Origin of the sequence: Rugamonas fusca, from assembly GCF_014042365.1 — a bacterium.
In the GTDB taxonomy this organism is placed as follows: domain Bacteria; phylum Pseudomonadota; class Gammaproteobacteria; order Burkholderiales; family Burkholderiaceae_D; genus Rugamonas; species Rugamonas fusca.
Map to the genome: position 1 here is coordinate 122,540 of NZ_JACEZS010000013.1, position 18,823 is coordinate 141,362.

An 18,823-nucleotide genomic window follows, 5' to 3' on the forward strand; every position below is an offset into this window, starting at 1 on the left:
CGCGCGCGGGGCGGGCCGTCATAGGATGAATTGGTTGCCGGCCCGCTGCGTGCGGGCGCCAAGTGCGGGTATGATAGCACCGTGAACGCAGATCGAATCTCCCCCCCATCCCAGGACCGCCGGCCGCGCCGGGTGCCACGCCTGCGCATGCTGGCCGTCGCCCTGCTGTGCGTGCTGCCCTTGAGCATGGCGCAGACGGCCTTGCCGCCCGCTAAAATCCCCAATCTGCCCAACCTGGGCGACACCGAGCGCGAGGACTTGTCGCCGCTGATGGAGCGCAAGCTGGGCGAGGAAATCATGCGCGACATCCGGCGCGACCATGATTTCCTCGACGACGCGCCGATCCTGGAATACCTGAACAATTTCGGCAACGCGCTGGTGGAAGCCCGGCCCGGCGCGCGCGGCGAGGCCAGCTACGATTACTACTTCTTCGCCGTGCGCGATCCGCAACTGAACGCCTTCGCGCTGCCGGGCGGCTTTATCGCCGTCCACTCGGCCCTGCTGTTGGCGGCCCAGAGCGAGTCCGAGCTCGCTTCCGTGCTCAGCCACGAGATCGGCCACGTGGTGCAGCGCCACATCGCCCGCTCGCTGGGCCAACAGCGCCAGGACGCGCTGATCCCGCTGGCCGCCATCATCCTGGCCGCGCTGGCGTCCAAGGCGGGCGGCGACGCGGCCATGGGCGTGTTCCTGGGCGGCCAGGGGCTGGCCATCCAGCGGCAGCTCAATTTCAGCCGCGACGCCGAGCGCGAGGCGGACCGCATCGGCTTCCAGATCATGGGGGCGGCCGGCTTCGACACGAGTGGCATGGTGGCGTTCTTCCAGCGCCTGCAGACGGCCACCCGCAACTACAGCGACGCCACGCCGGCCTACCTGCAAACCCACCCGCTCACCAGCGAGCGCATCGCCGACATCCAGGCCCGCATCCGCGAGCAACCGTACAAGCAGCGGCCCGACAGCCTGGACTTCCAGCTGGTGCGGGCCCGCGCCCGCGTGCTGCAGGACGAATCGTCCCAGGGACTGGACGCGGCCACCGCCGTCTTCGAAACCCAGCTTGAGCAGGACAACCGCCAGCAGGTGGCGGCCGCCAAGTATGGCCTGGCCTTCGTCGCCCTCAAGCGCGGTGACACGACCACGGCCCAGCGCTTGCTGGACGAGGCGCGCGGCGCCATGCGCAAGCCGCCGCCGGCCGGCGTGTACGGCGCCGCGCCCGCCGCCACGCCTAACCCCATCTTCGTCAGCATGGCGCTCGACATCAAGCTGGCGCAGGACAAGAACCCGGCCGTGATCGCCCGGGCATTGACCGAGGCGGAGGCGGCGCACCAGCAATTCCCCTTGTCGCGCGGCATCGCGCGCCAGTATGCGCAAGCGATGGTCGCGGCGGGCAAGCTGGAGCCGGCCGCCGCCTACCTGCGTGACCAGGTCCAGCAGTACCGCCAGGAGCCAGCCTTGTACGATCTGCTGGCCAGCACCTACGCCAGGCAGGGCAAGCTGGCCTTGCAGCACATGGCGCTGGCCGAGTCGTATGTGTTGCAGGGCGGCGTGCTGTCGGCGCTGGACCAGCTGGGCATCGCCCGCAAGGCGCCCGACGCCTCGTTCTACGACCAGGCCGTGATCGACGCGCGCGAGCGCGAGCTGCAGGCACGCCGGCGCGAGGAACTGGGCGAGAAGGGCAAGAAGGAGAATAAGGCCGCGGCGGACCATGAGCATACGGCGCTGGCGCCGGCGTCCGGATCGCCACGCGCCATGCCGCGCGGTGTGGAAGCGTTGATGCAGCCGCAGCGCAACTGGCCCTGAGCGACGGGGGCGCCTGGCCGCGCCAGGGTGCCGGCGTATGGAGCAGGGCGGTTCGCCCTGGCAAGTCTGGGGTAGCTCAGGGCGCGGGCACGGGCACGAAGCCGTAGCGCCCGGCCAGCGCCGCGTGCGCTACCCGCTGCACAGGGATGCGCTGGCCACGGTCGCGCAAGACGGGACCGGCGCCCGCTGCGTCGTCCTCACGCTCCAGCCAGGCCAGCAGCGCATCGTCGTCGGCTTGATGGTCCGGCCATTCCAGGCGGGCCAGCACGTCGGCGCCGTCGCGGTCATCGAGCTGGGCCAGCACGGCGCCGCTGCGCAGGATCAATTCCCCGTGTTCCGTCATCAGCGCCTCATCGAGCGGGCCCATGGCCTCGCCCGTGTGCAGGCGCCAGCCCAGCGCCGGATCGGTGCGCACGATGTAGGGTGTCGCTTCCAGGTTCAGGTAGACGCGCTGCGGGCCGTTCTGGAAATACCAGCAACCGCGCGCGTCGCTGCCGTAGTTGCGGGTGATGAAGGCGACCAGCGCCGCATGTTGCAGCTTGTCGCCGGGCAGGTTCAGGTGCTGGGCCCGCTCGTCGCGCATGCGCCACTGGCCGCGCGCGTCCAGCGCCAGCCAGCCGTAGCAGTGCGGCACATTGGGCCATTTGGCCATTGCTTGTTTGACGATTTCATCCATGTTGTCGGGTCAGTCAGTGGCGTGCAGCGGCGTGGTGCTGCCTTCGAGGAAGCGCAGCATGCGCTGGGGCAGCCAGTCGAGCCGGCCGGGCACGCCGCCCACGGCGAAGCCGACGTGGCCGCCATGTTCAGGATAGTCCAATTGCACGCAGGCGGCGGCCTGCCGCGGCAGGTGTCGGCCCGGCAGGAAAGGATCGTTGAGCGCGTTGAGCACCAGCGTGGGCACGGTGATGTCGCCCAGCACATGCCTGGCGCTGGCCCGGTCCCAGTAGTCGTCCGTATCGCGGTAGCCGTGCAGCGGCGCCGTCACCACGTTGTCGAACGCGTACAGGTCGCGCGCGGCGCGCAGCGCCTCCAGGTCGAACAGGCCGGGGAACTGCTTGAGCTTGGCCTCGCACTTGGGCTTGAGCGTTTGCAGGAACATGCGCGTGTAGACCAGGTTGAAGCCGCGCGACAGCGAAATGCCACCCTGCGCCAGGTCCAGCGGGGCCGACACGGAACAGGCCGCGTCCACGAAGTCGGCCTGGTGCTGCGATTCGCCCAGCCAGCGCAGCAGGGCGTTGCCGCCCAGCGAGACGCCGGCCACGTAGAATTTTCCACTACCGTTGCCGCTACCTTTGCCACTGCGGCGCCCGTGCAGCTTGCGCACGATCCAGTCGATCTCGGCCGCGTCGCCGGAATGGTAGAAACGGGGCGCCCGGTTCGGCTCGCCGGAGCAGCCGCGGAAGTGGGGCACGGCGCCCGACCAGCCGCGCGCGGCCACGGCCGCCATCAGGGCGCGCGCGTAGTGGCTGCCGGACGAGCCTTCCAGCCCGTGGAACAGCACCACGAAGGGCTGGCCCGGCTGGCCATCGACGAAATCGACGTCGATGAAGTCGCCGTCGGGCGTATCCCACCGCTCGCGCCGGAACGCGACGGCCGGCCTGGGGATGCAGATGGCCGGATAAATGGTTTGCAGGTGGCCGTTGGGCAACCAGCGCGGGGCGGGATAGTGCATGGGGCCTCAGTGCAGAACCTGGCCCGGTACCTCGGCCGGCGCCGCACCCGACGCCACGGATGCGTGGTGCAGCACGATGCGCCAGCCGCGCGGCGTTTTCACGTAGACATTGGTGGCCAGCAGATGGGCCGGGTCGCCGCTGGCGGCCGTGGTGCCTTCGATCACCGTGTGCACCGAGCTCATCAGGTTATGGGTTTCGTGCAACTGGGATGGCCGGATGTGCAGGCCGCCGTGTTCGAGGATGGCGGCCCAGGCATCGCGGATGGCCGCGTGGCCGATCAGGCGCGGTCCGCCCGGATGGATGCAGACGATTTCCTCGTCATCGGCCCACAACGCCATCAGGGCGTCGAGATCGGCCCGGTTGAGCGCATCGTAGAACGCCGCCTCCACTTCGGCGGCGCTGCCATTGAGCTGTTTGCTGCGTTTCATGCGCACTCCGTCCGGGCCGGTGGGGCGGGATCAGTGGTGTGGAACGACGGTGCCCGGCTTCAGGCGGTACGCCGTGCCGCAGTACGGGCACTTGGCGACGCCGTCATGGTTGAATTCCAGGAAGACGCGCGGATGGGACGACCACAGCGGCATGGCCGGGTTGGGGCAGTGGGCGGGCAAGTCCTTGCCTTCGAGCTCGACTGCGTTGGCGGCGGCGGGGGTGGTAGCTTGGGTCATCTGCGGGTTCTCCGTGAGGCGTATGGACACGACGGCTCCCGGCTGGAAACCGCCAAACAAAGCACGATTTTAACGGATTCGCGCAACGGACAAAATTCATCGGTAAAATAGCGCCTTCCTTATTCCCCTGCCGCCAGCGTGTGTTTTCATTCAAACAACGCTGGTGCCGCACTCCACATGACGCCACCAGCCGAACTGTCGATCGCCATCGCCCCGCCCGTCACGCCGCCTTCGGCCGTGTGCGCGGTCCGTGGCTGGCCGCCGGTCCGGCGCCATTGTGGCGAGAAAACCACATGACTGAATTGACCCGCGCCGCCACTCCCTACGTCGCCGAGCATGACGAGCCATCCTGGCGCGAAGGCTTGAAGACCGGCATGCCCACCCTGTTCGGGATCGGCGCCTGGGGCCTGGTGGTGGGCATCGCCATGGTCAAGACGGGCCTGACGGTGCCGCAGGCGCTGGCCATGACGCTGGTGGTGTTCGCCGGCTCGGCCCAGCTGGCCTCGCTGCCGCTGATCGCCGCCCATGCCCCGATCTGGGTCATCTTCGCCACGGCCCTCGTGGTCAACCTGCGGTTCGTGATCTTTTCCGCGCTGCTGGCGCCCCATTTCTCCAACCTGCCGTTGCGCAACCGTTTCCTGCTCGGCTACGTGGCCGGCGACATGACGGTGGCCCTGTTCCTGCAAAAATACCCGAGCGAGGCGCCCCAGGTGGGCAAGCTGTCCTACCTGAAAGGCTTGCTCTACCCGAACTGGGCCGCCTGGCAGGTCGGTTCCATCGCCGGCATCTTCCTGGGCAGCGCCGTGCCGCCCGAATGGGGCCTGGGCTTTGCCGGCACGCTGGCCATCATTTGCATCACGGTGCCGCTGGTGGCCAGCCGCCCGGCCCTGTGCGGAGTGCTGGTGGCCGGCGTGGTGGCCGTGCTGGCGGCCGGCCTGCCGTACAAGCTCGGTTTGCTGGCCGCCGTGGTGCTGGGCATGGCCGCCGCCATGCTGGTCGAAGAATTCACCGTCAAGAAGGAGTCATGATGGCCGACTGGGAAATCTGGGTCACGATCGCCGCCTTGGCGCTGGCCACGGCCTGCACCCGCAGTTCGTTCTGGCTGATCGGCCACCACATCACCATCCCGCGCCGGGTGCAGGACATGCTGCGCTACGCGCCCGCCTGCGCGCTGGCGGCCATCATCGCGCCCGATCTGTTGCTCAACAATGGACAGCTGCAACTGGAGCTGGCCAACCTGAAACTGGTGGCCGGCATCGCCGCCATCGTGTTTTACTTGCTGCGTCGCAATATGTTGCAGACCATCGTGTTCGGCATGGGCAGTTTCACGGCCCTGCGTTTGTTGCACGTGTTCTCGTAAACGGATGAATGGGCGCGGCCTTGCGGTAAAATAGCGGTCTTTCTTTCAACTTTCCTCCTTGGGTAGCCATGCAAGCTGTTCTGAACTTTCTCCGCCTGCAAGACCTCGTCGCGCGCGATGCGCTGCGCGGCAAACGTGTCTTTATCCGTGCCGATCTGAACGTGCCGCAAGATGATGCGGGCCGCATCACGGAAGACACCCGCATCCGCGCCTCCGTGCCGGCCATCCGCGCCGCGCTGGACGCTGGCGCCAAGGTCATGGTCACGTCCCACCTGGGCCGTCCCACGGAAGGCGAGTTCAAGCCGGAAGACAGCCTGGCACCCGTCGCCGCGCGCCTGGCCGAACTGCTGGGCCAGAGCGTGGAACTGAAACAGAACTGGGTCGACGGCGCTGGCCTGGACAACCTGCAGGATGGCCAGGTGGTCTTGCTGGAAAACGTGCGCGTGAACAAGGGCGAGAAGAAGAACAGTGATGAGCTGGCCCAGAAAATGGCCGCCCTGTGCGACGTCTACGTGAACGACGCCTTCGGCACGGCCCACCGCGCGGAAGCTTCCACCCACGGCATCGCCAAGTTCGCGCCGATCGCTTGCGCCGGCCCGCTGCTGGCCGCCGAGCTGGACGCACTGGGCAAGGCGCTGGGCGCCCCGGCCCGCCCGCTGCTGGCCATCGTGGCTGGCTCGAAAGTATCGTCCAAGCTGTCGATCCTGAAGGCGCTGGCCGAGAAGGTCGATAACCTGATCGTCGGCGGCGGCATCGCCAACACCTTCATGAAGGCCGTCGGCCTGAACGTGGGCAAGTCGCTGGTGGAAGCGGAACTGGTCGGCGAAGCGAAAGCCATCATCGACATGATGGCCGCCCGTGGCGCCCAGGTGCCGATTCCCGTCGACGTCGTATGCGCCAAGGAATTCTCGCCCACGGCCGCCGCCACCATCAAGGATGTGGCCGACGTGGCGGACGACGACATGATCCTCGACATCGGCCCGAAAACGGCCGCCACCCTGGCCGGCCAGATCGGCGCGGCTGGCACCGTGGTGTGGAACGGCCCGGTCGGCGTGTTCGAGTTCGACCAGTTCGGCGAAGGCACCAAGACGCTGGCGCTGGCCATCGCCAACTCCAAGGCGTTCTCGATCGCCGGCGGCGGCGACACGCTGGCGGCGATTGCAAAGTACGACATTACCGATAAAATTGGTTATATCTCCACCGGCGGCGGCGCCTTCCTGGAATTCCTGGAAGGTAAAACCCTGCCGGCCGTGCAGATCCTGGTCGATCGTCAGGCCAAGTAAGTGTCAAGCAAGTAAGCATTACTAAGCTTTACGGCAGCACAGCAATACGGCGCTACCACGGCGCGGCCCCGCCGCCGCGCCGGTGCCGTTATTCCGGCCGGGGCTCGCCCTGGCTGCTCCGCCTGACCTAACGCGCAAGGAAACCTATGTCCCGTGGTACCAAAATCGTCGCAACGATAGGCCCCGCCTCCACCGACTTCAACGTCCTGGTCAAGATGATCCGTGCCGGCGTGGACGTCGTGCGCCTCAATTTTTCCCATGGCAAGGCGCAGGACCATATCGACCGCGCGCGCCTGGTGCGCGATGCGGCGGCCGAATGCGGCCGCGAAGTGGCGATCATGGCGGACATGCAGGGGCCCAAGATCCGGGTCGGCAAATTTGAGCACAACAAGATCGAGCTGGCCAACGGCGACAAGTTCATCCTCGACGCCAAGTGGGGCGAGAACGGCGAACTGGGCAACCAGGAACGCGTGGGCCTGGACTACAAGGCCCTGCCGCGCGACCTGCACGCGGGCGACGTGCTGCTGCTCAACGATGGCCTGATCGTGCTGGTGGTCGACAAGATCGCCGGCCACGAAATCCACACCACCGTCAGGATCGGCGGCGAGCTGTCCAACAACAAGGGCATCAACCGCCAGGGCGGCGGCCTGACGGCGCCGGCGCTGACGGCCAAGGACATGGAAGACATCAAGACGGCCATGAGCTTCCAGGCCGACTACCTGGCCATCTCGTTCCCGAAAAGCGCGACCGACATGGAAATGGCGCGCCAGCTGGCCAACATCGCCGGCGAACCGTATGGCCACAAGCCCATGATGATCGCCAAGATCGAACGGGCCGAAGCGATTCCCGTGCTGGCCGATATTTTGAAAGCGTCCGACGGCATCATGGTGGCCCGTGGCGACCTGGCCGTGGAAGTGGGTAACGCGGCCGTGCCGGCGCTGCAAAAGCGCATGATCCGCATGGCGCGCGAAGCCAACAAGCTGGCCATCACGGCCACGCAGATGATGGAATCGATGATCTTCAACGCCGTGCCCACGCGCGCCGAAGTGTCCGACGTGGCCAACGCCGTGCTGGACGGCACGGACGCCGTGATGGCGTCGGCCGAGACGGCGTCGGGCAAGTACCCGATCGAGACGGTGGAGATGATGGCCGCCATTTGCGAGCAGGCCGAGCAGTCCGAGTACAACAAGCTGGACGCCGATTTCCTCGACGCCACCTTCACCCGCATCGACCAGTCGATCGCCTACGGCGCGCTGTTTACGGCCCACCACCTGCGCGTGAAAGCCATCGTGGCGCTGACGGAATCGGGTTCGACGGCGCTGTGGATGAGCCGCCACAGCATCGACACCCCGATCTACGCGCTCACGCCCAGCGTGACCACGCAGCGCAAGGCCGCGCTGTACCGCAACGTGCGCGCCTGCGCCCTGGAGCCCAAGGGCGACAGCGGCGTCGTGCTCAAGCAGGCTGAAGATGTGATGCTGGCCAACGGCGTGGCCCAGAAGGGCGACCTGATCGTCGTCACCTGGGGCGAGCCGATGGGCCAGGTGGGCGGCACCAATGCCTTGAAAATCGTCCGAGTCGGAGCAGCTGAGTAAGCACAAGTAACCAGAATTCAGGCCCACCGGCCGCCGCTCCGGGTTATCCGCCCGCTGAGCAAGGCGCCCAGGTGGCCGACACAGTTTTTCTATAGTTGGAGTATTTATCATGTCTCTCGTATCCATGCGTCAATTGCTGGACCACGCCGCTGAAAACGGCTACGGTCTGCCCGCGTTCAACGTCAACAACCTGGAACAAGTGCAAGCCATCATGATGGCCGCCGACGCCGTCGGCAGCCCCGTGATCATGCAAGCATCGGCCGGCGCCCGCAAGTACGCCGGTGAAGCGTTCCTGCGCCACCTGATCGACGCCGCCGTCGAAGCCTACCCGCACATCCCCGTCGTCATGCACCAGGACCACGGCCAGTCGCCGGCCGTGTGCCAGGCTGCGATCCGCTCCGGCTTCACCTCGGTGATGATGGACGGCTCGCTGGAAGCGGACGGCAAGTCGGTCGCCTCCTACGACTACAACGTGGAAGTGTCGCGCGAAGTGGTCAAGTTCTCGCACGCCATCGGCGTGACGGTGGAAGCGGAACTGGGCGTGCTCGGTTCGCTCGAAACCATGAAGGGCGACAAGGAAGACGGCCACGGCGCCGACGGCACCATGACCCGCGAACAGCTGCTGACGGACGTGAACCAGGCCGCCGACTTCGTGGCCCGCACCCAGTGCGACGCGCTGGCCATCGCCATCGGCACCTCGCACGGCGCCTACAAGTTCTCGCGCCAGCCCACCGGCGACATCCTGGCCATCGACCGCATCAAGGAAATCCACGCCCGCATCCCCAACACCCACCTGGTGATGCACGGTTCCTCGTCCGTGCCGCAAGACCTGCTGGCCATCATCCGCCAGTACGGCGGCGACATGAAGGAAACCTATGGCGTGCCGGTCGAGGAAATCCAGGAAGGCATCCGTCACGGCGTGCGCAAGATCAACATCGACACCGACATCCGCCTGGCCATGACGGCCGCGGTGCGCAAGTTCATGTTCGAGAACCCCTCCAAGTTCGACCCGCGCGACTTCCTCAAGCCAGCCCGCCAGGCGGCCATGGAAATCTGCAAGGCCCGCTTCCTGGCGTTCGGCTGCGAAGGCCAGGCCGCCAAGATCAAGCCTATCCCACTGGAAAAGATGGCCGAGCGTTATGCTGCCGGCAGCCTGGCCCAGGTTGTGAAGTAAAATCCCATCCGGACCGGGCCGCCATGGCCCGTCCTTCCCAACCGGCGGGAGCCCCCTCCCGCCGGTTCCGCTTACCAAGATATCGCCCGTTATGAACAGCCTCTACCAATCCTCCATCCAGTCCCTTCCTCTGTTGGGCCGCGGCAAAGTCCGCGACAACTACGCCGTTGGCGACGACAAGATCCTGATCGTCACCACTGACCGCCTGTCGGCGTTCGACGTCGTGATGAACGAGCCCATCCCCGGCAAAGGCATGGTGCTGAACCAGATGAGCGACTTCTGGTTCGACAAGCTGGGCCACATCGTCCCCAACCACCTGACCGGCGTGGCGCCGGAATCGGTGGTGGCGCCGTCGGAAGTGGAGCAGGTACGGGGCCGCGCCGTGGTGGCCAAGCGTTTGCAGCCGATCATGGTGGAAGCCGTGGTGCGCGGCTACATCATCGGTTCGGGCTGGAAGGATTACCAGGCCACGGGCAGCATCTGCGGCATCCAGCTGCCGGCCGGCCTGCGCCAGGCCGACAAGCTGCCCGAGCCCCTGTTCACGCCGGCCGCCAAGGCCGACCTGGGCGAGCATGACGAGAACATCAGCTTCGCTGAAATGGAAAGCCGCATCGGCGCCGAGCTGGCTGAGAAGATCCGCAGCATCAGCATCGCGCTGTACACGGCCGCCGCCGAGTACGCCGCCACCCGCGGCATCATCATCGCCGACACCAAGTTCGAATTCGGCCTGGATCAACACGGCGTGCTGCACCTGATGGATGAAGTGCTGACGGCCGATTCGTCGCGCTTCTGGCCCGCCGACTCCTACGCGCCCGGCATGTCGCCGCCGTCGTTCGACAAGCAGTTCGTGCGCGACTACCTGGAAACGCTGACCGAGTGGAACAAGACGGCCCCCGCGCCCGCGCTGCCGGCCGACGTGATCGCCAAGACCCAGGCCAAGTACCTGGAAGCCATCGAACGCCTGACCGGCCAGCCGCTGAAGGTGTGATATGAGCGAGCAGAATCAAGCACTGGTGGGCGTGATCATGGGCTCGTCCTCGGACTGGGACGTGATGCAGCACGCCGTGGCCATCCTCAAGCAATTTGGCGTGCCGCATGAAGCGCAAGTGATTTCCGCACACCGCATGCCGGACCAGATGTTCAGCTACGCCGAGACGGCCCGTGCGCGCGGCCTGCGCGCCATCATCGCCGGCGCCGGTGGCGCCGCCCACCTGCCTGGCATGGTGGCGGCCAAGACCATCGTGCCGGTGCTGGGCGTGCCGGTGCCGTCCAAGTACTTGCGCGGCGAGGATTCGCTGCTGTCCATCGTGCAGATGCCCAAGGGCGTGCCGGTGTCCACCTTCGCCATCGGCGAGGCGGGCGCCGCCAACGCGGCCCTGACGGCCGTCGCCATCCTGGCCGCCACCGACGCCGCGCTGGCCGAAAAGCTGGAAGCGTTCCGCGCCCAGCAGACGGCCGCCGCACAAGCCATGACCTTGCCGTTAGCCTGATGAGTAAAGTAGATTCTTCCCCCCTGTTGCCCGCGCCCGGCCACTGGCTGGGCGTGATGGGCGGCGGCCAGCTGGGCCGCATGTTCGCCCAGGCCGCCAACAGCCTCGGCTACCAGGTCGCCGTGCTGGAACCGGCCGCCGATTGCCCGGCCGGGCAAGTGGCCCAACACCTGGTGCAAGCCGGCTATACCGACGCCACCGGCCTCGATGCGCTGGCCGCCCGCTGCCAGGCCGTCACCACCGAGTTCGAGAACGTGCCGGCCGACAGCCTGTCGCGGCTGGCTGAAAAAGTGTTCGTGGCGCCCAACGCGCATGGCGTGTCCGTGGCCCAGGACCGCATCGCGGAAAAGACCTTCTTTGTTGCCAGCGCGCCCAAATCGGGCGTGCTGCCGGCGCCGCACAAGGTGATCGCGTCGCTGGACGACGTGGCCGCCATCGACGATGCGCTGCTGCCCGGCATCCTGAAAACCGTGCGCATGGGTTACGACGGCAAGGGCCAGGTGCGTGTAAAAACGCGCGAGGACGTGCGTGCCGCGTTCGAATCCATGGGCCAGGTCACCTGCCTGCTGGAGAAGATGCTGCCGCTGGCCTATGAAGTGTCGGTGCTGACGGCGCGCGGCGCCGACGGCGCCTCGGTCGTGTACCCGATCGCCGAGAACGTGCACCGCGACGGCATCCTGTTCACCACCACGGTGCCGGGACCGAACGTGTCGGCCGACTGCGCGCGCAAGGCGCAGGACGCGGCCCGCGCCATGGTGGCCGAGCTGGGCTACGTGGGCGTGCTGTGCATCGAATTTTTCGTGCTCGACGATGGCACGCTGGTGGTCAACGAGATGGCGCCGCGGCCCCACAACAGCGGCCACTACACCATCGACGCCTGCGTCAGCAGCCAGTTTGAACAACAGGTGCGTGCCATGGCCGGCCTGCCGCTCGGCGACGTGCGCCAGCATTCGCCGGCCGTCATGCTCAACATCCTGGGCGACCTGTGGTTCGAGGGCGACAGCGCCGAAGCGCGCGAGCCGGCCTGGGACCGCGTGCTGGCGCTGCCCGGCGCCTGCCTGCACCTGTACGGCAAGGACGACCCGCGCCGTGGCCGCAAGATGGGCCATCTGACGTTCGTCGCCGCCACGCTGGAGCAGGCGCAGCAGCAACTGCTGGCCGCCTGCGCCATCCTGGGCATCGCACCGTGAGCCCGATGCAAGGCACGGGCGTGGCCGCCGACGCGGCCGCCATCAGCGCGGCTGCCGCCTTGCTGGAGGCGGGGCGGCTGGTCGCATTCCCAACGGAGACCGTGTACGGCCTGGGCGCCGACGCGGAAAATCCGCAAGCCGTGGCCGCCATCTACGCGGCCAAGGGGCGGCCCCAGGACCATCCCGTGATCGTGCACGTGGCGCCCGGCGCCGACCTCGACTACTGGGTCAGCGACGTGCCGGAAGCGGCACGCCAGCTGGCGGCCGCGTTCTGGCCAGGCCCGCTGACCCTGATCCTCAAGCGCGCCAGTCACATCCCCGACGCCGTCTCCGGCGGCCAGGATACGGTGGGCGTGCGCTGCCCGTCGCACCCGGTGGCCATCGCCTTGCTGCGCGCGTTCAAGGGCGGCAAAGGGGGGCTGGCGGCGCCATCGGCCAACAAGTTCGGCAACGTCAGTCCCACCACGGCCCAGCATGTGCGCGACGAATTCGGCGCCGAACCGCTGCTGGCGGCCGTGCTTGACGGCGGACCCAGCGAAGTCGGCATCGAATCGACCATCGTCGACCTGTCGCGGCTGGCCACGCACGGCCCGGTGCTGCTGCGTCCCGGCCACATCAGCGCCCAGCAGATCGCCGACGTGATCGGCCAGATGCCGGGCCTGCCGGACCAGAGCGCGCCACGCGCCTCGGGTACCTTGGAATCACATTACGCGCCGCACACGCCGGTGGCCATGCTGGCCCCGGATCAGCTGCCGGCCACGCTGGCCAGGCTGGAAGCGCTGGGCCGCAAGGTGGCGCTGATCGCTTACTCGGCCGCAGCCGGCAACGGCCCCAGCCTGCGCCTGCCCGACGAGCCCGTTGGCTATGCCTATGGCTTGTATGCCGCGTTGCGCCAGCTCGACCAGAGCGGCGCCGACTTGATCCTGGTCGAAGCGCCGCCACAGGAATTGCGTTGGTTGGGAGTAAATGATCGATTGCGGCGCGCAGCGTTCGGATCTTCTGGTATTGTTGAGAGGTTCCTGCGCGCTTGATGACAAGCCCGTTGACCTTGTAGTTTTAACATGAGCGGCCACGGCGCGCCTGACCAACACAGGAGGCCGCCATGTGCACTCGTACGCCCACCCCTCTTCTCGTGCCCGCTTGCGTGATGCGTGCCGCTGTGGCGACGCTGGCGCTGGCCTTGACGCTGGCGGCTGGCCTGGCCGGCGCGGCTGACAACGGCGCTGGCGCGGCCGCGGAGGCCGCCGCACGGCCCGCATCCTCCGCATCGGCCATGGCATTGCCCGCGCCCCCGCCGGGCACGCTGCTCGACGGTCCTGCGCTGGTCCCCATCCCGCTCGGCGGCGGCGCCAGCGTCGACAGCCTGGAGCCGGCCACGCTGGGCGCCGTCCTCAGGCGCGCCCAGGGCGGTGCGCTGATGGCCGTCGCCGGCGAACCATTGTGCAGCATCACCGTGTACAAGATGCGTTACGCGACCGGCGGCGGGCGTGGCGAGGCGACCGATGCCGGCGGCGTGCTCATGCTGCCCGGCGGCGAGGACCAGCGCTGCATGGGGCCGCGTCCCGTGCTGCTGTACGCCCACGGCACCGTGCTCGACCGCAATTTCAGCATGGCCCGGCTGAACGGCGAGGCGCGCGTGGTGGCCGCCATGTTCGTGGCCCAGGGCTATATCGTGGTGGCGCCCGACTATGCCGGTTATGGCGTGTCGTCCCTGCCTTACCATCCCTATCTGAACGCGGACCAGCAATCGGGCGACATGATCAACGCGCTGCGCGCGGCGCGCGCCGCCTTGCCCCGGCTGGGCGCGCGCACGTCGCAAAAACTGTTCGTGACCGGCTATTCGCAAGGCGGCTTCGTGGCGCTGGCCACCCAGCGCGCCATGCAGGAACGCTACGGCGATGAATTCCAGGTCACGGCCACGGCCGGCTTGTCCGGCCCCTACGCCCTGCTCCAGATGGCGGATGACATTTTCAGCGGCCGTCCCAACGTGGGTATCACGGCCTATTTGCCGCTGCTGACGACGGCCGGGCAAAAGTCGGGCGCCACGCTGTACACCTCGCCGGCCGAACTGTACGAGGAACCGTACGCGGACGGCATTGAATCCGTGCTGCCGGCCACCCAGCGCATGGACGACCTGATCAAGCAAGGCAAGCTGCCGGCCGGCGCCCTGTTTGCCGGCGACACGCCGCCGCAAGGGGAGGGGGCGGCCACCCATTTCGCCGACAGCAACCTGGTGCGGACCAGCTACCGCAAGGCTTATCTGCAGGACGTGGCGGCCCATCCCTGCGGCACGGACCCGGCCCAGCCGCTGGCCTGCCACAGCGCCAACCGCCTGCGCCAGTGGCTGCAAAAGAACGACTTGCGCAGCTACCAGCCGCGCAGCCCGCTGCTGCTGTGCGGCGGCCAGCGCGACCCCGTGGTGCCGTTCGCCAACGCCAGCGCCGCGCACGATTATTTCGCTGCCCACGGCGTGGCGCCCCAGTTGCTGGACCTGGAAATGGCCGTCCCCGATGCCTACCAGGCTATCCGTGCCGGCTTCGCCCAGGCCGTCGAGCACACCCGGGCCGACGCGGCGGCGCACGACCACGACCCGCACAAGGCGGTGCTGGATAATTACCATGGCCGGCTCGTGGCCCAATACTGCCTGATGGCGGCGCGGGAATTTTTTAAGATGTCAGGTCGCTAACCTTTCCTATCTGCTATGCTGGGAGGGTTGCCGGCCGACTTCAGCTACGCCCGGCCGTCCCGACAATTGCAAGGAAACGCCATGCGCCACCCCGTCTCCCGTAGCACGCTGACCTATGCCTGCGCGTCCGCGCTGTCGCTGGCCCTGCTGACCGCCTGCGGCGGCGGGGGCGGCAGCAGCGGCCAAACCTCCGATGGTGGCGTGATCGTCGCGCCGCCCCCGCCGACCACCCTGCGCGGCACCCTGATCGGCAGCGCGGCGCCGGTGCCCGTCACCGTCAACGGCGCCAGCGTCACCACGCTGCAGCCGGCCGCCTTCACCCAGTTGCTGGAAGCGGCCCAGAAGGGCAGCAGCACCATCACCGGCACGCCCACCTGCGCCGTCACCACCTTCACGCTGAAATACCACACGGTGGGTGGCGCCGGCGAGGACACGGACGCGGCCACTGCCATCATGGTGCCGTCCGGCACCGACAGCGCCTGCACGGGCAACCGGCCCGTGCTGCTGTACGCGCACGGCACGTCCGTGCTCAAGCGCAACGACATGAGCGATTTGTCGGCCATGGAACCGCGCCTGGTGGCGGCCATGTACGCGGCCCAGGGCTACATCGTGGTGGCGCCCGATTACGCCGGTTACGCCGGCTCGTCGCTGTCCTACCACTCCTACCTGGACGCCAGCCAGCAATCGAGCGACATGGTCGATGGCCTGCGCGCCGCCCGCAAGGTGTTCACGGCGATCGGCGCCCATCCATCGAGCCAGTTGCTGCTGACGGGCTACTCGCAGGGCGGCTATGTGGCGCTGGCCACCCAGCGCGCCATGCAGACCGGCTATCCCGGCGAATTCACGGTGACGGCCGTGGCGCCCATGTCGGGCCCGTACGCGCTGGCCCAGTTTGGCGACGCCATCTTCGGCGGCAAACCCACGCTCGGTGCGGCCGCCTTCCTGCCCATGCTGATCAACGCAGGCCAGCACGCCAATGCCGGCCTGTACACGAGCACCAGCGACATCTACGAAGCGCCGTACGCGGCCGGCATCGCCGACCTGTTGCCCGGCGCGTCCAGCCTGGGCGACCTGGTGGCGGCCGGCACGCTGCCCAACGACGTGCTGTTCGCCAGGGACTCCCTGCCGCAGGGCGATGGCTACGCCAGCTTCTTCGGCGCCGGCAACCTGGTCAAGACCAGCTACCGCGACGGCTACCTGGCCGACATGAACAGCCACCCGTGCGGCGTCAACAGCGCCGACCCGCTCAACTGCATGCCCACGCACACGCTGCGCAAGTGGCTGGTGAAAAATGATTTACGCGGTTATGTACCGGCCGTGCCCGTATTGCTGTGCGGCGGCGCGCAAGACCCCGTGGTACCGTTCCAGAATGCGACCGCCACGGCCGACTATTTCAAGGCCCACGGCATGAGCTCGCCTGGCTTGACTTTGCTGGACCTGGAAAGCGGCATCATCGTCGATCAGTACGGTAGCACCCGGCTGGCGTTCGAGACGGCCAAAGCCTTGTTGCGCGCGGCCTCAGGCGGCGGTGCAGCCGGCGACCAGGCCGTGCGCGACAGCTACCACGCCGGCCTGGTGGCGCCATTCTGCATGCGCGCCACGCGCGACTTCTTCCAGAACAAATAAACGGCGGGGATCTTCAGGCCAGGCTGTGGAACTGGCCGCCGTGGAAGATCAGGGGCGGGCGGGGGATGAATTCGCAATGCTCGACCTCGCCCACGAAGATCACGTGGTCGCCTTCCGGATAACGGCTGCGGTTGTGGCACTCAAACCACGCGCACGCGCCCGTGAGGATGGGCTGGCCCGTGCGCGACAGCTCGTAGGGCACCGTGTCCCACGGATAGTCGCCGCGGGTGGAAAACACCTTGGCCAGGTGGGCCTGGTCGGCCGCCAGCACGTTGATCACGTAGTGTGAATTGCCGCTGAAGATGGGCATGCTGTTGGCGCTCGTGCCCAGGCTCCACAGCACCAGCGGCGGCGTCAGCGAGACGGAATTGAAGGAGCTGGCCGTCAGGCCACGGAAACTGCCATCTGCCAGCCGGGTGGTGATGACGGTGACGCCGGTGGCGAACTGGCCCAGCGCCTGGCGGAAGTGACCGGTGTCGAAGGTGGGCGCCGGGGCGCGCGGGGAGCGTGTGTTCATGGGATGCCTGTATCTTTCCGTCATTATGCCAAAGAATCACAGGGGGCATGGCAATCGCCCCGATTTCTGTAATAGGTGCGCGCCCCCGCCGTTTGCGTTACAGTTAGTCTCATCGAACAGCCGATGAGCAGGGGATGTCATGACGAGCAACACGGGGGCGGCGGCCGCGACGGAAACGGCGGTGCTGGGGGGAGGATGTTTCTGGTGCCTGGAAGCGGTGTTCCAGGAGGTCGACGGCGTGCTGCACGTGGAGTCCGGCTACACGGGCGGCGCCCAGCCCGATCCCACCTATGAACAGGTGTGCAGCGGCACCACCGGCCATGCGGAAGTGGTGAAGCTGGAATTCGACCCGGCCGTGATCGGCTACCGCGAACTGCTGGAAATCTTCTTCACCATCCACGACCCCACCACGCTGAACCGCCAGGGCAACGACGTGGGCACCCAATACCGCTCCGTGATCTACCATCAGTCACCGGAGCAGGAAGCCACGGCGCGCCAGGTGATCGCGGCCATGGCCCACGTGTGGGACGCGCCCATCGTGACGGAACTGTCGCCGGCCCAGCCCTACTACAAGGCCGAGGACTATCACCAGGATTATTTCCGCCAGCACCCGCTGCAAGGCTATTGCGCCTTCGTGGTGGCGCCCAAGGTGGCCAAGTTCCGCAAGACTTACGGCGAGCGCCGCAAGTAAGCCCGGCATCGAGCATCGCGGAGCGCGCATGAAGGTAGTCATCGTCGACGACACCCACATCAACCTGGTGCTCATGTCGCGCCTGATCGACAAGCTCGACGGCGTGGACACCGTCACCTTCCAGTCCGCGCGCGAGGCGCTGGCCTGGTGCAACAGCCATCCCTACGACTTGCTGATCGTCGACTACATGATGCCGGACCTGAACGGCCTGGAACTGATCGCCGGCCTGACCGCGCCCATCGACGAGCGCCCGCCCGTGCTGATGGTGACGGCCAGCGTGGACGTGGAAGTGCGGCACCGGGCGCTCGAAAACGGCGCCAGCGACTTCCTCATCAAGCCCATCGACAAGGTCGAGTTCCTGGCCCGCACCCGCAACATGCTGGCCCTGCGGCGCGCCAGCGTGAGCCTGCGGCACCGCGCCAGCTGGCTGGCCGAGGAGGTCAGCAAGGCCACGGCCGAACTGCGCGCGCGCGAGCAGGAAACCATCATGCTGCTGTGCCGCGCGTCCGAATACCGCGACCCGGAAACGGGCGCCCACATCCAGCGCATGGCCCATTACTCGTGCCTGATCGCGGCCGAGCTGGGGCTGCCGCTGGAGCAGCAGCAGGACATCCTGAACGCGGCCCCCATGCACGACATCGGCAAGGTGGGCACGCCCGACCACATCCTGCTCAAGCCGGGCCGGCTCGACCCGGAGGAAATGGCCATCATGCGCCAGCACGCGGCCATCGGCTACCAGATCCTCAAGGATTGCCAGGCCCCCATGCTGCGCCTGGCGGCGCAGATCGCGCTCAGCCACCATGAGCGCTACGACGGCGCCGGCTACCCGCACGGCCTGGCCGGCGACGCCATTCCGCTGGTGGGCCGCATCGTCGCCGTGGCTGACGTGTTCGACGCGCTCACCAGCGTGCGCCCCTACAAGCAGGCCTGGACCATGGAGGCGGCGCGCCAGCACCTGATCGACAACTGCGGTGGCCACTTCGACCCGCTATGCGTGCAGGCGCTGCTGCGGCGCTGGGACGAGGTGCAGGCCATTCGTGCCCGCTACCAGGATGAGGGGACGCCGGCCTGAGCCGGCG

Annotated in this window: 19 protein-coding genes; 14 read left to right on the forward strand and 5 right to left on the reverse strand. The window is 67.5% G+C overall.

Annotated elements, in window-relative coordinates; all coding sequences use genetic code 11:
- The first annotated feature begins 147 nt into the window (after nucleotides 1–147).
- Entirely contained in the window at nucleotides 148–1,794 is a 1,647-nt protein-coding gene (locus H3H36_RS16130; protein WP_182219162.1) for a beta-barrel assembly-enhancing protease, read from the forward strand.
- Nucleotides 1,795–1,870: 76 nt separating this feature from the next.
- On the opposite strand, the gene H3H36_RS16135 is transcribed toward H3H36_RS16130, so the two are convergent.
- Genes H3H36_RS16135 through H3H36_RS16150 form a run of 4 tightly spaced genes read right to left on the reverse strand, consistent with a single transcriptional unit; the run spans nucleotide 1,871 to nucleotide 4,132 of the window.
- Nucleotides 1,871–2,470 (reverse strand): DUF2946 family protein, encoded by a 600-nt coding sequence (locus tag H3H36_RS16135; RefSeq protein ID WP_182219116.1) that lies wholly within the window; start codon nucleotides 2,468–2,470, stop codon nucleotides 1,871–1,873.
- Between the two features lie 9 nt (nucleotides 2,471–2,479).
- Nucleotides 2,480–3,466, reverse strand: a complete 987-nt coding sequence (locus H3H36_RS16140) for a YheT family hydrolase (protein ID WP_182219117.1) — start codon at nucleotides 3,464–3,466, stop codon at nucleotides 2,480–2,482.
- A gap of 6 nt (nucleotides 3,467–3,472) precedes the next feature.
- Nucleotides 3,473–3,895 carry a YybH family protein gene (locus H3H36_RS16145; RefSeq protein WP_182219118.1) on the reverse strand — a complete coding sequence of 141 codons (423 nt, stop codon included), beginning with the start codon at nucleotides 3,893–3,895 and terminating at the stop codon, nucleotides 3,473–3,475.
- Nucleotides 3,896–3,925: 30 nt separating this feature from the next.
- Complete coding sequence (locus H3H36_RS16150) at nucleotides 3,926–4,132, reverse strand: zinc-finger domain-containing protein (RefSeq protein ID WP_182219119.1); 207 nt, start codon at nucleotides 4,130–4,132, stop codon at nucleotides 3,926–3,928.
- Between the two features lie 293 nt (nucleotides 4,133–4,425).
- Here H3H36_RS16150 and H3H36_RS16155 point away from each other — a divergent pair, with 293 nt between their 5' ends.
- The 11 genes from H3H36_RS16155 to H3H36_RS16205 all read left to right on the forward strand — a co-directional run bounded on the left by H3H36_RS16155 (nucleotide 4,426) and on the right by H3H36_RS16205 (nucleotide 16,536).
- Nucleotides 4,426–5,160 carry an AzlC family ABC transporter permease gene (locus H3H36_RS16155; protein ID WP_182219120.1) on the forward strand — a complete coding sequence of 245 codons (735 nt, stop codon included), beginning with the start codon at nucleotides 4,426–4,428 and terminating at the stop codon, nucleotides 5,158–5,160.
- Nucleotides 5,160–5,492, forward strand: coding sequence for a branched-chain amino acid transport AzlD family protein (locus H3H36_RS16160; RefSeq protein WP_182219163.1), 333 nt, complete (start codon nucleotides 5,160–5,162; stop codon nucleotides 5,490–5,492). The genes H3H36_RS16155 and H3H36_RS16160 overlap by 1 nt, the downstream gene beginning before the upstream one ends.
- Nucleotides 5,493–5,560: 68 nt before the next feature.
- Complete coding sequence (locus tag H3H36_RS16165) at nucleotides 5,561–6,775, forward strand: phosphoglycerate kinase (protein ID WP_311196642.1); 1,215 nt, start codon at nucleotides 5,561–5,563, stop codon at nucleotides 6,773–6,775.
- Between the two features lie 146 nt (nucleotides 6,776–6,921).
- On the forward strand, nucleotides 6,922–8,370 hold the full coding sequence (gene pyk, locus H3H36_RS16170) for a pyruvate kinase (RefSeq protein ID WP_182219121.1): 1,449 nt from the start codon (nucleotides 6,922–6,924) through the stop codon (nucleotides 8,368–8,370).
- A gap of 109 nt (nucleotides 8,371–8,479) precedes the next feature.
- Nucleotides 8,480–9,544, forward strand: coding sequence for a class II fructose-bisphosphate aldolase (gene fba / locus H3H36_RS16175; RefSeq protein ID WP_182219122.1), 1,065 nt, complete (start codon nucleotides 8,480–8,482; stop codon nucleotides 9,542–9,544).
- 91 nt (nucleotides 9,545–9,635) lie between these two features.
- A complete protein-coding gene (locus H3H36_RS16180) occupies nucleotides 9,636–10,532 on the forward strand; it encodes a phosphoribosylaminoimidazolesuccinocarboxamide synthase (RefSeq protein WP_182219123.1) in 897 nt (298 codons plus the stop codon).
- A gap of 1 nt (nucleotide 10,533) precedes the next feature.
- Complete coding sequence (purE, locus tag H3H36_RS16185; RefSeq protein WP_182165203.1) at nucleotides 10,534–11,034, forward strand: 5-(carboxyamino)imidazole ribonucleotide mutase; 501 nt, start codon at nucleotides 10,534–10,536, stop codon at nucleotides 11,032–11,034.
- On the forward strand, nucleotides 11,034–12,224 hold the full coding sequence (locus H3H36_RS16190; protein ID WP_182219124.1) for a 5-(carboxyamino)imidazole ribonucleotide synthase: 1,191 nt from the start codon (nucleotides 11,034–11,036) through the stop codon (nucleotides 12,222–12,224). The genes purE and H3H36_RS16190 overlap by 1 nt, the downstream gene beginning before the upstream one ends.
- Before the next feature lie 5 nt (nucleotides 12,225–12,229).
- Nucleotides 12,230–13,255, forward strand: a complete 1,026-nt coding sequence (locus H3H36_RS16195; protein WP_182219165.1) for an L-threonylcarbamoyladenylate synthase — start codon at nucleotides 12,230–12,232, stop codon at nucleotides 13,253–13,255.
- A gap of 71 nt (nucleotides 13,256–13,326) precedes the next feature.
- On the forward strand, nucleotides 13,327–14,910 hold the full coding sequence (locus tag H3H36_RS16200) for an alpha/beta hydrolase family protein (RefSeq protein WP_182219125.1): 1,584 nt from the start codon (nucleotides 13,327–13,329) through the stop codon (nucleotides 14,908–14,910).
- 81 nt (nucleotides 14,911–14,991) lie between these two features.
- Nucleotides 14,992–16,536, forward strand: coding sequence for an alpha/beta hydrolase (locus H3H36_RS16205; RefSeq protein WP_182219126.1), 1,545 nt, complete (start codon nucleotides 14,992–14,994; stop codon nucleotides 16,534–16,536).
- Between the two features lie 13 nt (nucleotides 16,537–16,549).
- Here the strand turns inward: H3H36_RS16205 and H3H36_RS16210 are convergent, their stop codons facing one another.
- Nucleotides 16,550–17,053, reverse strand: coding sequence for a flavin reductase family protein (locus H3H36_RS16210; protein ID WP_182219127.1), 504 nt, complete (start codon nucleotides 17,051–17,053; stop codon nucleotides 16,550–16,552).
- 139 nt (nucleotides 17,054–17,192) lie between these two features.
- On the opposite strand from H3H36_RS16210, the gene msrA reads away from it, so the two are divergent.
- On the forward strand, nucleotides 17,193–17,744 hold the full coding sequence (msrA, locus tag H3H36_RS16215; protein WP_182219128.1) for a peptide-methionine (S)-S-oxide reductase MsrA: 552 nt from the start codon (nucleotides 17,193–17,195) through the stop codon (nucleotides 17,742–17,744).
- 28 nt (nucleotides 17,745–17,772) lie between these two features.
- On the forward strand, nucleotides 17,773–18,816 hold the full coding sequence (locus H3H36_RS16220) for an HD domain-containing phosphohydrolase (protein WP_182219129.1): 1,044 nt from the start codon (nucleotides 17,773–17,775) through the stop codon (nucleotides 18,814–18,816).
- The last annotated feature ends 7 nt before the right edge of the window (nucleotides 18,817–18,823 follow it).

Bases quoted from the DNA above. Each gene is read 5' to 3' on its own strand.
- H3H36_RS16130 (WP_182219162.1), top strand. From the start codon at position 148: ATGCTGGCCGTCGCCCTGCTGTGCGTGCTGCCCTTGAGCATGGCGCAG.
- H3H36_RS16135 (WP_182219116.1), bottom strand. From the start codon at position 2,470: ATGGATGAAATCGTCAAACAAGCAATGGCCAAATGGCCCAATGTGCCG.
- H3H36_RS16140 (WP_182219117.1), bottom strand. From the start codon at position 3,466: ATGCACTATCCCGCCCCGCGCTGGTTGCCCAACGGCCACCTGCAAACC.
- H3H36_RS16145 (WP_182219118.1), bottom strand. From the start codon at position 3,895: ATGAAACGCAGCAAACAGCTCAATGGCAGCGCCGCCGAAGTGGAGGCG.
- H3H36_RS16150 (WP_182219119.1), bottom strand. From the start codon at position 4,132: ATGACCCAAGCTACCACCCCCGCCGCCGCCAACGCAGTCGAGCTCGAA.
- H3H36_RS16155 (WP_182219120.1), top strand. From the start codon at position 4,426: ATGACTGAATTGACCCGCGCCGCCACTCCCTACGTCGCCGAGCATGAC.
- H3H36_RS16160 (WP_182219163.1), top strand. From the start codon at position 5,160: ATGGCCGACTGGGAAATCTGGGTCACGATCGCCGCCTTGGCGCTGGCC.
- H3H36_RS16165 (WP_311196642.1), top strand. From the start codon at position 5,561: ATGCAAGCTGTTCTGAACTTTCTCCGCCTGCAAGACCTCGTCGCGCGC.
- pyk (WP_182219121.1), top strand. From the start codon at position 6,922: ATGTCCCGTGGTACCAAAATCGTCGCAACGATAGGCCCCGCCTCCACC.
- fba (WP_182219122.1), top strand. From the start codon at position 8,480: ATGTCTCTCGTATCCATGCGTCAATTGCTGGACCACGCCGCTGAAAAC.
- H3H36_RS16180 (WP_182219123.1), top strand. From the start codon at position 9,636: ATGAACAGCCTCTACCAATCCTCCATCCAGTCCCTTCCTCTGTTGGGC.
- purE (WP_182165203.1), top strand. From the start codon at position 10,534: ATGAGCGAGCAGAATCAAGCACTGGTGGGCGTGATCATGGGCTCGTCC.
- H3H36_RS16190 (WP_182219124.1), top strand. From the start codon at position 11,034: ATGAGTAAAGTAGATTCTTCCCCCCTGTTGCCCGCGCCCGGCCACTGG.
- H3H36_RS16195 (WP_182219165.1), top strand. From the start codon at position 12,230: ATGCAAGGCACGGGCGTGGCCGCCGACGCGGCCGCCATCAGCGCGGCT.
- H3H36_RS16200 (WP_182219125.1), top strand. From the start codon at position 13,327: ATGTGCACTCGTACGCCCACCCCTCTTCTCGTGCCCGCTTGCGTGATG.
- H3H36_RS16205 (WP_182219126.1), top strand. From the start codon at position 14,992: ATGCGCCACCCCGTCTCCCGTAGCACGCTGACCTATGCCTGCGCGTCC.
- H3H36_RS16210 (WP_182219127.1), bottom strand. From the start codon at position 17,053: ATGAACACACGCTCCCCGCGCGCCCCGGCGCCCACCTTCGACACCGGT.
- msrA (WP_182219128.1), top strand. From the start codon at position 17,193: ATGACGAGCAACACGGGGGCGGCGGCCGCGACGGAAACGGCGGTGCTG.
- H3H36_RS16220 (WP_182219129.1), top strand. From the start codon at position 17,773: ATGAAGGTAGTCATCGTCGACGACACCCACATCAACCTGGTGCTCATG.